This window comes from Clostridiales bacterium (assembly GCA_017961515.1).
Classification (GTDB): domain Bacteria; phylum Bacillota; class Clostridia; order Acetivibrionales; family RGIG10202; genus RGIG10202.
The window spans coordinates 1-16,201 of sequence record JAGCXC010000030.1; the positions used below are offsets into that span (position 1 = coordinate 1).

The window sequence follows — 16,201 nt, forward strand, 5'->3', positions numbered from 1 at the left end:
TATTACTTTCACTTGGCACTAACCCTTTATACTTTGGTTCATTTGTCGCATTTGGAATTTCAGCTGTTACTGCTACTTCTTCTGCATTTACCTCTGGAGTATATGTGAAAGTACATCTTGGTCTATTGTCTATATTTGATGTAGGAACATTATTTTCTGCATCTAATGTATCTGGATCAATTTCATATGTTCCATCATTTGGTATTACATTCACAGTTATTGGTTCATTTGTTCCGTCTGGTGTATATGTGTACTTGTACTTCGGTCTATTATCTTCTGACTGCTCATAAACAGTACCTTGTGATGTTGTATCTGTTCCGTCATTTGGTATTACCCCATTATACTTTGGACTATTATGCTCTATATCTCCGTAGTTTCCATCCGCATCATGTGGTGCTTCTCCCTTATACAATGGCTCGTTTGAATCAGTTGGCACAACAAATTCCCCAGCTTCGTCTTCAAATGTTGGTTCCATTGCTGCATCTTCTGGAGATATTATATCCACTGTAACTTTCCATATGCCACGCCACTCTTTAACGTTTAGTGCCAATGATCCCTTTTGGTTATATGTAGCGTATGTACAAGCAAAAGCAAAATCGTCGAATGTTACTTCTCTTACATTTCCTAGTGCATCATATACCTTAATTGTTGGCATACCTTCCTCTGTTATACTTCTTGTTACTTTTTGTAATGTATATTGTTGATATACACCTGTAACTATTTCTAATATCCTATTTATTTCGCTCTTGTCTGTTATTGGTTTAAGCTCTTCATCCTCTAAATACGCTTTTTCTTTATCTGAAAAATCTACTAACACTTGTTTTACATTCTCATCTTCAGTATCTCTTTCTATCTTCCACAAGCCAGCTTTGAAATCTTGTGCTACTACATTAAATATTGTTTTCCCGTTCTCATCTTCATCTTGCTCTAACTGTGCAAATACTATTGTATCCTCATTCGCTACAGTTGATGCTGTAACTGGTATATCTATTTGGTTACCCAAACCATCTGTTACCCTAACCGCTGTTACTCTTTCACTTATACCTCCGTCCACTGAAAAATCAAATAAATGTAATACAGATGGCATTAGCTTACCTTGAGAGTTATATGCCGCATTCTCCGCTCTATATCCTTTTATTAGCTTATATGCTCCTTCCGTTCCCTCTAACAGCTTTATTGTATCGATACCACTTTGTACGTCCCTTACCTCAACAATACATTTGTTTGTAGTATTGTTTACATATGCCCTCATCTTCATTGTTTCTTTGTTAAATTCTGTAACCTCTCTCCTTACATTGGCTGGAACTTTTGTTACTTTGTATGTTCCGTCTCCCTCTGATTCTACAATATAAGCTACAGCCTCAGCTGGTGTTATGTCTAACACTAATGGAAGTGTAATTACTCTATAAATAAATTCTTCGACTTCATTAGTCGCTTCTGCCGCCATTTCCGGATCATACTCTGGATTTGTCGCCTTATATGTCAATTTCAACTTAGTTACACCGACAATTTCATCAAACTCTGAATCCTCATTATCATCCGCATCTTCTTTTCCGTACATATCATTCTCATTATGATACTCAATCTCTTGTCCTGCCCCTGTCTCTATTGTATCTAATGTATATTCTACGTTATCCTCTGTGTATTTGTCTCCCACACCCAACACAAATCTTGACCCATCTTGTGTCCTTGCATTGAATGTAACTGCAAATGCACTAGTTGCATCTACTTCTATATAATTATCTAATATATCATATACTCTAAATTTAGTTTCACCTTCTTTTAGTATGTATTTCAATGTAACTTTTGTATTTTGTTCTTTTTTATTTAACAAAATCTCTTCTTTTCCTGCTTTGTCCGTTATCTTATATATCTTTACTTTATCCTCAAATTGTGCCTGTATATAATCTCCATATTCGACGTTATGATATTTCATCAACGTCCCTGGAACCACTTTAGGGCCCTCATGAGGCACATTTTCCAAATTGCCTAAACTCATCTCTTCTATAATGTCCAAACTATCTTTTTTGATTGCCTTTATGAATAATTTATTTGAAGGATCTGGTATTGTCAACACCGCCATCGCTTCTGTTTTATTTCTGTTAGTCTTCCAATCTAGAACAATACCATTTGCAGGCTTTTCAAGATTCTCATTACTCGCTCCTTGATATATATAATCAATCTTATATCCATTTTCATTTTCTCCTAATTTTATTTTTATTGCAACTTTTGTACCATTCGCGTTTTTTTCAAATCCTGTTACTTCAAGTGCAAAACCATCTAATTGATTCAATGCTATAATACCTGTTATTGCTAATACTGTTGTCAGCAGTATCTTTTTAAAACGACCTGCATTCAAACTGGGATTTACTTTACAAATGCGTTTGATCCTACTTGTAACAGTTTGCTTTAACATTTAAGCATTCCTCCTTTAAGATATTTTTGTTAAAATTTCTCTAAACTAAAATTCAACTTTTTCCAAAGAAAATCCTTCTTTTTTTAGAAAATTTTTTTGCTAAACCTATAAAATCACTCCCCATGCTAAAAAGAATTATTCTTTATTTTTTGTTGATTTAACTTATCCAACACACGGTTTAAAAAGCGGCTCCCATGGCCAATTTGGCGTCGTGCCGTTCACAAAACATACCTAGTTAAACTTAAAACCATATTTTGTTAAATTAAATACATTACACTAGGTTACTAAAATAGCCTATAGTAGAAAACGTATCTCCTCTATAGGCTATTTTTACCTTATATGCTATTATTTTACTGATTTTCTTGTCTAAATTGGGCTTGAAGAAAATTCCTTGTTTGAACTATCTATATAATATGCACTACATGTATAACTACTTGGTAAATTTGCAAATTCAAACTCGAATACTCCTCCTTTGCCTGTAATAATATTGGTCTTACGTACAAGTCCTGTTATTATTCCATTTAATGTATATTCCACTCTAACTCCAACTTCCTTTATATCTGGACCATTTATCAAATTCGAAGGTGTAAGTTTCGCTTTTATTGTATTTCCACTCTTCTCACATGAAATAGATATAGCTTGGTTCCCCACATATGGTATATCTTCTACTGTTACTTCACCCATTTGTTTGGTTCCGCCTTGTTTGTATTCATTGGTATATTTTGTAAGATCGTTATACCCTACCCCTGATGTATTTGTACTTAAATTTTTATATTTTACTACATACGACTCGGTATTACCCAATATGTATACCGTTTTATCTGTATCTATAGGCGATCTCATTTTTACAATCTCATATTTTGATTCATCTTTAGCACCACTAGCACCCACGTCTTTATATCTCCACTCAGTTTTTTGAGGTTGGCCACTACTCCAATCTATATTGGCTTTCTCTTTCCAATTGATAAATGCTAGATCATTATTCTTTAATTCTATCCTATTAATTTCAGGTTTATTTATAGTTAATGTCTCCACTGTAACAGTCTCACCAATTGCCTCTACACTACCTGGCGCCGTTGGTGTAGCTAATGCACTTGGAGCACTTATTCCATTCAAGTTTAATATATCTGATAATGTAGGTTTATTAGGTAATTTACCGTAATCTGGTATATATGGCCCATCTTTTCCTGCCCCTTTCTTTTTGCCTATCCCAGAAATTGCTATACTAAATTCCTCTTTAGTCCCTAATGTAGTTTCTATAACTAAAACGTATTCCCCATTCGCCGTAAAACTTTTTGTTATAGTAAGCTTTGCCGCACCACTTGTTCCTCCTGATTTTTCCTCCGCAACAGTACCGTTATCTTTCTTTTTTAATGTCATTTTTTTTAGCTTTCCCGCTGTTACACTTTCATTTTCCTCTACTATACTGCTAGTTCCTTCAATTGTTAATGTCTCTGTTGTTATAGTTTCATTCTCGCTCATTTTCTCTAATGCATTACGTATAGCCTCTTTCTCATTTGTCGACTTTTCACCATTTACTCCATATTGTATATCTGCATTAATCGTTTCTCCAGACCCTCTTACAGTAACATTTAATACTTTAAATCCTCCATAATTTGTTTTTTTCGTTCCATTATTCTTCTCATTGCTTACAAGAACTTTATAGGTCTTCTCTTCTATGTCAGAAGGTAATTTTAATTTTACCTCTCCACTAGCTCCCTTAGACGCTATTCTTCCAAAATATTTCACTTCATCTCCATCTTTCATTATAACTGTTATAAACTCGTTACTTGTACTTGATACTGAACCCGAATAATTTATTGTCATTGAATCCCCTGCTTTGGCTTTAATGCTATTTACCGAAAAACCTGATCTGTTTGCGTCATATACCGATAATCTATATTCAGTAGGACGTGTACTTGACACAGCCTTAATTACTGTATCTCCTCCTTCCGTAGTTGCAACTCCTGTATCGCTTGCATCCATCGAATATATTATGCGATCTGCTCTTATATTGGTTGCTGGACGGACCGAATTTATTGAAGTAAATGCTGCCCTCTTCTCTTGCCCATTTCCAAAAATCGCTACAGCACCAAAATTAGCATACCCTACTTTTACCTGCCCTGCTTTATTTCTTAACCAACATAAAGAAGTTTCAGCTGACATTATATTACCATACGCAGAATTTTTAACCTCTTTAGCAGAAAGTAAAAATATTTTTTCTAATGACAATGAAGACGCCGTTGCTGTACTACTCTCCCAGCTTATATCCTCAGTCTCAGTCTTTGTTGTTTTTAACATAGCTAAACGCTCTTGTTCTACAAAACAGTCATTATATATACTATCATTAAACTTATCTCTTATTGTACTATTTACCCAATTATTATTTGTACTTCCAAAATTACTATTTGAAAATACACTATTCTCGTTTAATATAAATAACGCTTTTGTTGTACCATCATTAGCAGTTTTATTTAATATCTTCCATTTAATTGCCGTACTAGTTTGATAGCTACTTCCACTTGGGCTATATCCAAAATACACCTTATCCCAAGTTGATCCTGTTGGATTCTTTGTATTATCCCAAAATGGTAATTCATCACCATCAATATCTTCTCCTTCAGATAAATACTTCGCTATTTCTATTTTGCCACTCGATATGGTGTTTCCAGCAACATCTTTTGCTTCTATAGTTACATCCTTAGTTGTAGCAATATTCAATTTACCCAAAGATATATATAAAGTATCAACAGAGTTGGAGCCATAAATCTCAGAATCAAAATATCCACCCTCTACCGTCTTATAATACAAGCCATCCGCCACTTTTATTTGTTTTTGGTTATTTCTATAACTTTCATACATATTATCCATATCTACAGTATTTGAATTTACCTTTATTTCTTTTAGTCCATGACCTTTGGTATACAAAAAATTGTTTACTGTACTATCATCACTTGAATCATACTCTATTATCTGAGCCTGTATAAAAAGCTTATAGTTAGCTTGAATTTTACCCCCTGCCGCATTTACAGCATCTTCTACGCTTCTACTCCATGACGTTTGTGCCGGTTGCCCCAAATTATTAGTGTCATTAACTTCCTCTTGGTTAGATACCTGGTACCATAACGCTATTGTTGGTTTTTTAGTATCTGTATATGCCTCTTGTGGGAAATTAGGAAATATATTTCTAGTTCCTTTAATGCTTACATCTCCATATGAGCTATTTCCAACAGCCGAACCTCCCATACTTCCTTTACAAAACCATCCTCCTTGGCCCAAATATGCTCCAGACGAACCCTCTGAATTTCTACTCTTATACAAAGATAGACTATTTTTCTCTGCAGTATATATTGGATAACTTTTGTTATCATATGTATTAGATCTAGAGTAGTAATTTACGTTCCCATAACCCGATTGATAAATATTTATTCCTGAATCACTTGTGTGAACTGTATCATAAGAGTACCTCATATCCTTATCCTCAGCATCTGTTCCTCCGCCTCCTATTGCAGCTCCGCCTCCTCTTAACATTCCTGAATTTGTATCCACAATACCTTTCAATCTAAGTGCTGCCTCTCCTCCAACTGCATGTATTACTCCTCCCCAATGTTCAAATTCCAAATCATTTTGTCTATATATATGTCCTTGATTATTAATGTAAGATCCTCCGCCTCCTATTCCCGCTCCTGTTCCACATGCATAGTCGTTACTAATACCATCTAAAGACTCGGTAATATAAAATCCATTACTAGAATTGAAAAAGTAGTTCTTTTTTGAAGGATATATATTAGCTTCTTCAGTTTTATTACTATTATATGTTCCTCCGCCGTATGCCTCAACCTGTCCACCATATATTTTTACAGTTCCTCCCTTTGCTGTGTATATACTCCCCCCATCTTCATTATCGATTTTATATATTCCTCCGCCTCCTATTCCCGCTCCTGTTCCACATCCATCAGATCCTATTCCACAACCTCCACACGCGTATACCATTCCGCTTCGTATTATAATGGTACCACAGTCTGAAGTTTTATTTTTATATTCGCTCCTTTTAGAAGTTCCTCTAAACTGAAATCCTTCTCCTCCTATTCCTGCCCCTGTACCTTCTGCTGTATCTTCTTTAGAGTTACTTCCTGCTCCTAATGCAACTAATCCTCCCGCATTGGGATCTATTGCCTCTATTATCAACTTAGCTTCATCTATACTGTCATTTGGAACAGTTATTCCCGCATAGCAGCGCCAATCATTATATGAATTACCAACCGCTACTTTCCTTCCATACGTATAAAAAAAATGATCCCACTTTAATTGTATTGTTAATGTTTTACCTGGTTTTACGTATATACCGTCTAAATACGCTATTGAACTTCCACCAATATCTTTTTCACTTGCATTTACAACTCTTTTTATTCCGGACGGAACAGATATATACCCATCTATTATAAGCGTCGTATCCTCTTCTATTTTTAATTGAAGTCTAAGTGTGCCATTATCTGGAAAGAAGTTTCTATTGTTTAAGTTTAATTCTGTTGTTTTTATAACTTGTCCTTCCCTCTGAGTCTGACTGGTAGACATCATTGCCTGACTTTTTTCTTCTCCCATAAAAAATACAAAGAAAAGCATCACCATAAATATAATCTTTTTATATCTACTTCTACGCATACTATACCTACCTCCTTCTTCCTCTTTTTTTGGGAGATATCAAACTGATATCCCTCATCTTTTTAATTATTAAATACACCTTCCTATTAAAAACCAACTGCTTTGGAGGATACCCCCCGTACAGTCGGTTTTTACTTATTCTGTCATTTATCTATCCCATATTACTATTTGTTTTCCATCCATCTCAAATGTTAATGCACTATCCCTATCTTTGTTATACCAAAAATATACATCACCTGAGCTATCTGTCTTTATGGTATCACCACTATCCCCATTTAACCACACTGTGCCTTCGTTATGTCTCCATAAATCTGTTGATAGTTTCTTTTGTGTTACTGTATATCCATCACATTTTACTGTATTAGTCTTGTTGTTATAGGCCTGTACGTTTGCATTCCTTGTTATAGTAATATTCGATCCATTTATATCTTTAGTTCCTCCTTTCGCCTTCACCACCCCTCTGCTTATCCTTACAGTACTACCATTTATCGCATTTGCTCCAGATACAACCTCTATCTTTCCATCAGCTATAATCAATTCTCCTCCATACATTCCATCGCCACTGTTGCTACTTATATACATATCGCCAGTATCTATTGCTAACTTTGTTGGCGCATACATTCCTTTTCCGCTTCCGTTAGTCTTACATACAAATTCTCCTTGGTTTATCTCTAGTGTAGATCCCGCCGCAATACACGATCCGGTTCCTGTTGTAGTTGCATTTATCTTACCATCTGTTATTTTAACGTAGCCCACGCTTCCTCCAGATCCTGCACCTATACATGATCCGTTTACGCTCTTTGCTACTATTACACCATCATTTATTGTTATTGTTCCTGTTACTTCACCATTACTTCCACTACCTATTCCCGCTCCATTCCCTGTTGATACCACTATCTTATTCCTGTTTAAATTAATATTACCTGCATCTCCTCCTGATCCACTACCTATTCCAGCCCCACTAGATCCTGCGCCTTTCAGTATACTTATGGAATTATCGTTTAGTTCAATTCCTGATATTACACCGCCTCTTGTTCCTATGCCTACTCCATTGCCGCTTCCTCCTGTTATCTTAACTGCCGATTTTTCTATTTCCACTTTAGATATTGTACCAGTATCTCCTCCTATTCCTGTTCCTGAACCTGTAATACTCATATCTAGCTCTGAATCCTTTATCTTTATTACACCCTCGTTATTATTTATCTTATTCCCTCCTATCCCCATTCCATTTACCGAGCCCGTCTTAACTCTAGATGAAATTATTGTTATATTCCCTACGTTACCGTCCTTACCTCCTATACATGCACCATTTCCTGATGTACTAGCATCAATTATAGCCGAACTAATTGTTATAGTGCCCGCAGTACCAAAGCCGCCTATCGCCGCACCATTTCCACCACTGACTACCGCTTTAACACTACCTCCTGTTATTGATATATTCCCGCATTGTGAACCAGTTCCACTTCCCAATCCAGTTCCTGATTCAGTAGACTCAAGGCTTACAGTACTTTTTAATAATGTTATATTGCCACATGTTGCATAAGCCCCACTTCCTACTGCTGTATTACTTGTTTTGACAAAAGCTTTACTAGAAGATAATTTTATATCCCCTATCTTTGATATTGTTCCTATTCCCACTCCACTTCCAGTTATCTTTACTTCAGAGTCTTCTATGTCTATTTTTTTAGTACTATTGTCTGCGACACTTCCTATTCCCACCGAGCTCGCACTCCCTACAATAATTCTCGACGATGATATAGTTATATCTTCAATTGTTTTATTTCCTCCTATTCCTATTGCTCCACCACCTATGTCCGCTGTTGATCCACTTAATGTTATTGCACCTACCGAATTTGTTCCCCCAATACATATTCCTCCGCTATTTACACTCGCTTTTACATTAGAGCTACTTATATTTATAGTTCCGCTAGTCCCTGCACCTATTCCTATACTTGATGCTGTTATTATAACCTTATTACATGAACTTATTGTTATATTTCCACAACTATTAGTACTTAAATTTCCTATTCCTGTAGAACTTCCACTAATTAATACATTAGATTTTGAAATTAATATTGTACCACTACTACCTATTCCCAATGTACTACTCTTTATATTAATTCCGGCACAATCACTAATAGTTATAGATCCACTTTCTCCACCTATTCCCGTACTTGCGCCGGATATGCCAACTTTAGAATTTTCTATTTTTATAGTAACTTTTCTACCTATTCCTGTACTTGCACCAGATATAATTATTTCACTAGTATTTTTTATAGTTATAGTTCCACTTTTTCCATTTTTATCACCTATTCCAGCATCACTAAATCCACTTATTCCTATTTTTGATCCACTAATTGTTATGTTACCAGAACTTCCATCTCCGCCTGCTCCTATTCCAGTAGTTGTACCAGAACTTGCTCCACTAAGTTTAACCTCACTAGATGTTATATTTATAGTCCCTGCACGAGCTCCAGAATATGCTCCTATGCCCAACTTGCAGCCTGATATTTCCAACTTAGATCCTGGACTTATTTCTATTGATGAAGATTTTGTACTGGAACTAGAATAAAAACCTATACCTACACTTGTTGCTACTATCTTTCCCGAAGTCGCTGATATCTTTATAGCGCCAACTTCTCCTTTTCCTCCTATCCCAATTTCTCCTCCTAAATCCATCTTAGATCCATTAATAGTAATATCACCACTCTTGATTTTAGATCCTATTCCAATACTACTTGTTCCTCCTGATATCTTTACAACCTCGCAATCATCAATACTTATATTCCCTACTTTTCCTGAAGAACCTCCTGCACCTATTCCAACTTCAGTTATTCCACTAAGTTCTATTTTGCTACTAGTAATAGAAATCTCTTTCCCGCTATTATCTGCTGTACTTCCTATTCCTACCGCTGTCTTCGATACCTTAACAATACTATTTTTTAACGTAATAGTCCCTAGCTTTCCAACACTTCCTATTCCAACAAGCCCTGCTGATCCGTCTTCTACCTTTACATTAGATTCCGATATTTCTATATCCCCCATTTCAGAACTAGCTGCTTTTGTTCCTATTCCAACTCCAGTACTAGTTTTTAAATCTATTACTGCACATTTTGAAAGTGTAATGTCTTTTACTCTTCCTGAATCATTTGCTCCTATAGCCGTTTTTGCCCCATCTACTTTTAAACACATATCCTTTTGATTTACTTCCTTACCATAGATTTTTATAATGGAACTAGTTGTATTCCCGGACTCGCTACCAACTCCAACACCAGTAGCTTTAATGTCCAAATCTGATTTATATATAGTTATATTGCCCATTCTAGATCCTGATTGCACTCCAACTCCAATTGAGCTTTGGGATATTTTTATTTCTGACGCTAGTGTTATAATTATTCCACCACACGTAGCATTTTGCCCTGCACCAACTCCTACTGTACATTTTGTTATATTTAGTTTTACACCCTCTATTCTTATATCTCCACATTGCGCACTATCTCCTGCACCTACTACAATTTTAGCATTTGATACTGTTCCATATAAATAATCTACTTCAATATTACCACAATTAGCTCCACTTCCTGCACTTCCAATTGCAACACCGCTATCTCCTGTTTTAAACTCTCCTTTTACGTCATTTACTACTAATCCATCTAACGTATTTGTTAATCTTCCGCTCTTACCTGTACCTATACAGGCTCCAGTGTCAACTGTTATTTTTAAAGCTTGATCTGATCCATTATTCCTTCTTGTTCCTTCAACATTTACTTCTGTTACAGTACCATTTTCTCCTGTTCCTATCCCCGCTCCTCCTCCAGTAACATTTATCTCTAATGATGAATTTAAAACATAAATTGAACGCATTGAGCCACCTCTAGCCGTTCCTATAGCCGCCGCTCCTCCTGATGCTGTTATTTTTGTGTTAAAAACTTCAAAAATATTTATATCTGTACTGCTACCAGTTCCTTCTATTCCTCCACCATTCGTACTTTCTATGTTGAAGGTACCCGTTTTATCTTTTCTTCTAAAAAGATTAAACGTGCCTCCTTCTACTTTTATTGCCGGATTACTACTAGTCGACTTTAACATTCCTCCCCCTACTAAAACTATCTTCGTATCTCCCACTACAGAATTAGATATCCGTATTGGTGAAGTAGTGCTAGATGTTATACTTAAACCATCATCTAATACCAGCGTCATATCATCCGCCTCTACTAAAACACTATACTGTGTCGTTGTTCCTTTTAATAGTACTGCCTCTTTACACTCAACTGTACTCTCATCCGTATCCTCTGTAGCTGTGATACCACTCACCTTTTTACCATAATGAGCTATAATTTTACCGCCAGTCTTCTCTATCCTCAAGTTACCCTTTGACAAATCAAATACCTGTAACTTTGACAAATCTTGCTCTGTTTGAGATATTACATCTGTTTCTGGCCTATATCCTTGGCTCAAATCACTACCTAGAGTATATGTAAGCTCCTGCCATCCATCTGTTCCATCATTTTTATCATAATGTAAATATACTTTTTGTGAATCGTTAGGTTTGTTTTTGGTGCGAACTTCTAAAACTTGGTTGTAGTCTCCACTCCCTGCCGCTATTACTTTTACTCTTGAATCACTTTTACTCACATAATCACTAGAACTTGTGGACTTACTCTTTGATATACCTTTTAAAAATTCTTGACCATACGTCATCTTAAACCTAATTACAACTTCTCCATCCTTAATATACGCATTAAACTCACTTGTAGGTACTTCTGTTGCATCAATCCTATGATGTTTTTTTATGTAGTCAGAAAGCTTCGATATGCTAACAGTTGCTTCTTTACCTGCTCCACTCTTAGAATATAAACTATAACTCTTATTTTTAATTGCGTCAGTATATTGGCCTCCTTTAGAACAAATTACTTCGCTACCACTTAATGTAGTCCCTTTATCTACGCCATTAAATTTCACACTTGCTACATTATCTGACCCAGTTACGGCCCACTCACATTTAATCTCCTGATCATATCTATATATAGGTGTAGGAGTAGTAGTCTCAACACTAGATATAGTTATACTTGCGCCGTTGTTTCCTACATCCCCTGATGAACTACTTGTCCCCAATTTAAATGTTATCTCATTTTTAGGAGGCATATCTTCTATCTTTACTTCTAATTGTTTATATCCAGCACAGTTTGTAAGACCAGAAGTATTTTTTTGCTCATTTAAAATCCATAAATTATAGTCACCTTCTGTCATGGATTTAGGAAATGCTATAGTAAGATTACCAGTTGCAGCATCTACTAATTTAAAGGTACCATAATAATAATCCGATGAGCCTTTCTTTTGAGTTATTGCTGATATATATTCATTTGAACCTGTTTTTGCATTACTGTACTCTACATTAATATTCCTACCCTCTACAGTAGCAGTAGCCGCAAAACCACTCCTTCCTGAATCCAATAAAACCAACTTTGATTCATCAGCTGCTAAAACATTACTCGGTTTGGTTTGCCTTTTCTCAAGCTTAGTAAAAGCTATTGTCTTATCATATGAACTCTTTGACGGTATAGTACATACAACCTTGGTCAAATCTATATTCAACGCATAACGTATTTCTAAATATTTATCAGATCCATTGGCAGTAAGTCCACTATATCCATTCCAATCTATAACTGCTGTACCATCACCACACTTTGAACGAAGTGGCCATATATAACCTTCCGCCGCACTTTTTGTTTTCCAGTTATTGGGATCTTTATAAACATTGTTTTCTGTTCCTGCCTCTCCCTTAAAACCATAACTTCGATTGGTTGCTTCTTGAGCTGATAATAAAAATAATTTTTCTGCACTTAACCCTGCAGCTTCTGCATTCGAAGTTCCACACCATTTTAAATTTCCACTTTCCGACTTTGTTGTAGAAAGTATTGCTCCTCTCTCCATATCTGTAAACCGATCTGCCCCATTTAATTCATCATTTAATTGGTTTTTCACTATTTCCTTAACTGTGCCTCCACTTTTATTACTTACATCTAAACTCACAACCTCTAATAGCATAAATAATGCATTAGAATTTCCATTATTTCCTTTTGTATCTAGCACTCTAAAATCCTTTACTTTACCCGTTTTAGAACGGCCGAACCCTATGTAACTATAATTTGATCCACTCTCTTGATATTCTGGATTCGCCACATCGTGCGCTATTAGGGCATATCCATTCACACTTTGAAAAACCATACATAACATAATACAAAATATCATCATTATTATCATTTTTTTCATATATTTTTATCCTCCTCTCTTGTTCTGGTCTAAATGAAAATTCTTCATTATTTTAAAAAAAAATAAAACTTCCATTATCTTTCGTTTAGCATATATATTTCATCCTAAGTTAATTATTGGGAATATCATTCTAAAATGTATGTATTTTTTTACATTTAAACACACCAAACCTCCTTAGCCATCATATTTTTTATCTGACTTTCGAATTCCCTCCTCTTCTATTATTAATCGGATAAATATATTGGCATCTTTATTGTTCCCACCATGTCAAATATTTCTTGTAGCAACATAAATATATGGGCTATACTTGGCATGCCAAAGCCTAAGCTCATACGGGCTTTGACACGAATCCATTACATAAGCACGGGTTGTATTTGCTTACCCTCTAATGCTTTTTCTAGTGTTGGTATAATCATGTTTGTTTTAGCCACCAAAGAATTAGGTTTGTTCTTGTGATCATCTTGTCCAAAGGGAACTAAGTATATATTTTTTTGATTTATTATTTTCCCTATATTATACGCGCTATTGCCCAATCCATCATTTGTTGCTATAGACAATACCAGCGGTCTTTGATTCCTAAGATGTGATTTTGCGGCCATTGTTACCGTAGTATCTATTATTGAATTTGCAATCTTTGCTAGAGTATTCCCTGTGCATGGAGCAATTAACATAATATCAAATAATTTGTCAGGGCCCACCCTCTCTGCTTGATTTATGCTAGATATTACTTCTCTTTTTGTTATACTCCTAAGTTTTTCTATTATATCGCTTGCCTTGCCAAATCGTGTATCCATTGTCCTAACATGTTCCGAGACAATTGCTGTAACCTTTGCACCATCATTTTTTATCTTTTCTATCTCATTTATTGAATCGTTTATTGTACAAAACGATCCTGTTAGCGCAATTCCTATATTTTTACCTTCTAACATATTTACACCTCCATTTCCCCTATAATGTTATATATAGTATTCTTCATAAAACCCGCACATGTTTTAGGAGCAATTCTACCTGGTAGCCCCGGCAAAAATTTCACATTTATTCCTAATTTCTCTGCATCATCCTTATTTACTCCATAAGGCCAAGATGCTAAATCTATTATTAGCACGTCTTTTTTTAATGTGGACAATACATCATAATTTAAAATAACACTTGGAACCGTGTTAAATATTACATCTACTAAAGGAACCGTTTCCTTTAGCGCACCGGGATGTATTCTATTGTATCCGTACGCAAATATCCACGCCAAATCCTTCTCTTTCCTCGCCATAACGTAAACATTTGCCCCCATCGCCGATAAGATCTTGCTTAAAACTTTGCCTATTCTTCCAAAGCCCAAAATCATGCAATTGCTACCATGAAGAGTTGTTGTAGTGTTTTCTATCGCACTTTGTATAGCTCCCTCCGCAGTTGGAATAGCATTTAATATTGCCATCTCTTCTCTTTGTAATATGTCCCTATACTGTAAGCTTAGGTCTTCCATTATCTTTTTAACTCTAACGCTCGGTTTACCAAGAATAAATAACTGGTTTGGTTGTAAATGATTTAGTACATCTATAATTTTTATAGCTTTATCACTATATGGTGTATTTATATTTTCATCATCATATGACAATACCAACGGCGCTATTATCACATGTGAATTTGATATATTATCTATACTACTAGTACTCACGTTACTTGGCACCATTTCTTTTGCGAAACCTAACATATAAACATCATTACCATCTTGTGCAAGTAATCTCCCCAATTCGATATTTCTTAAGTCCCCACCTACAATTGTATATAACATATTCCCTCTCCATTAACATGTACAATTTTTGTTTTTTATAGTTTATGTTCACTTTGAAAATTGGTGCTTGTACTAGACTTTTTTAATTGAATTAAGACTTTTTTAAATTACGCCCCATTAAATTTAGAGAAGCCACTATCCCTTTCGGAATAGTGGCTTCTCTTCGCAATTAACCTGGGTATTTTTATTATCGGCTCCAATCTTTTAATACTTTAGTCCCTGTAGAATCAGTTATTTTCCACACTCCTGATTCATTATCTGACACATGTATTGTATAGTCACCTTTATGATATGTTATTGTGTAGACAGGGGCCGTTTTATCCTCTACAATTATTTCTGATTCAGATACTGGTTTTGCATTGCTCGCCAGATCATATACTGTAATTGAATTCCCTGCACTTGTTTCTATATTTTTTGTAGTGTTAGCTATTGGAGTAGCCGAAACACCTATCGGTGATATATATTTTACCTCTTTATCTGAATTTAGTTGAGCTAATCCACTTCCTGTATCCTCCACCGTTATTTTATACATTGTACCAGCCTGATTCTTATATGCATTTAGTATACTTGGAGCTATTGTATCAGTAGGTGCCCCTGATGCTACCACCCTTAGCGTTAACGTATCGTACTCAGCATAATTAGTTTTATATGCACCTGCGTTACATTCATCATATACTACCATCTTATATATCCCTGGTGGTATTGTACCACTTCCTGGCATTTTGAAATCTACTTTTGAGCCATTTATTGTACCAAGAGCTCTCCATGCTTCTGAGTCATTTTTTATTATACCTATTATTTTGTCATAATGCTTATTAGTATAATTTAGGCTTAATATTTCACCACATGCTACCTGTGCAGCATTTTCTGTTATTTTGAATTTACCATTTGGATTAGATTTACGAGTATATTTATCTTCTATCGTCAATTTAAATGGAGAAGCTGTCACTGTAGGCGTAGGTAATGGACTAAATGTAGTTTCACTTGAGGAGCTCCCTACGGTCGCATACGAGGTCATGAGGATAGAGGACAGAGGTATATTCAAAGCACACCTCACGCAA

Annotated in this window: 6 protein-coding genes; all 6 read right to left on the minus strand. The window is 35.5% G+C overall.

Features of this window, described 5'->3' with window-relative positions:
* A partial coding sequence (locus tag J6Y29_01965; protein ID MBP5426656.1) for a hypothetical protein occupies nt 1-2,416 on the minus strand: 2,416 nt, incomplete at its 3' end.
* Between the two features lie 366 nt (nt 2,417-2,782).
* Entirely contained in the window at nt 2,783-7,078 is a 4,296-nt protein-coding gene (locus J6Y29_01970; protein ID MBP5426657.1) for a hypothetical protein, read from the minus strand.
* Between the two features lie 147 nt (nt 7,079-7,225).
* Complete coding sequence (locus tag J6Y29_01975; GenBank protein MBP5426658.1) at nt 7,226-13,351, minus strand: hypothetical protein; 6,126 nt, start codon at nt 13,349-13,351, stop codon at nt 7,226-7,228.
* Between the two features lie 353 nt (nt 13,352-13,704).
* Entirely contained in the window at nt 13,705-14,280 is a 576-nt protein-coding gene (locus J6Y29_01980; protein MBP5426659.1) for a dipicolinate synthase subunit B, read from the minus strand.
* A gap of 2 nt (nt 14,281-14,282) precedes the next feature.
* Nucleotides 14,283-15,140 (minus strand): dipicolinate synthase subunit DpsA, encoded by an 858-nt coding sequence (gene dpsA / locus J6Y29_01985; protein MBP5426660.1) that lies wholly within the window; start codon nt 15,138-15,140, stop codon nt 14,283-14,285.
* 187 nt (nt 15,141-15,327) lie between these two features.
* A partial coding sequence (locus J6Y29_01990) for a hypothetical protein (protein MBP5426661.1) occupies nt 15,328-16,201 on the minus strand: 874 nt, incomplete at its 5' end.

Bases quoted from the DNA above. Each gene is read 5' to 3' on its own strand.
- J6Y29_01975 (MBP5426658.1), bottom strand. From the start codon at position 13,351: ATGAAAAAAATGATAATAATGATGATATTTTGTATTATGTTATGTATG.
- dpsA (MBP5426660.1), bottom strand. From the start codon at position 15,140: ATGTTATATACAATTGTAGGTGGGGACTTAAGAAATATCGAATTGGGG.
- J6Y29_01980 (MBP5426659.1), bottom strand. From the start codon at position 14,280: ATGTTAGAAGGTAAAAATATAGGAATTGCGCTAACAGGATCGTTTTGT.
- J6Y29_01970 (MBP5426657.1), bottom strand. From the start codon at position 7,078: ATGCGTAGAAGTAGATATAAAAAGATTATATTTATGGTGATGCTTTTC.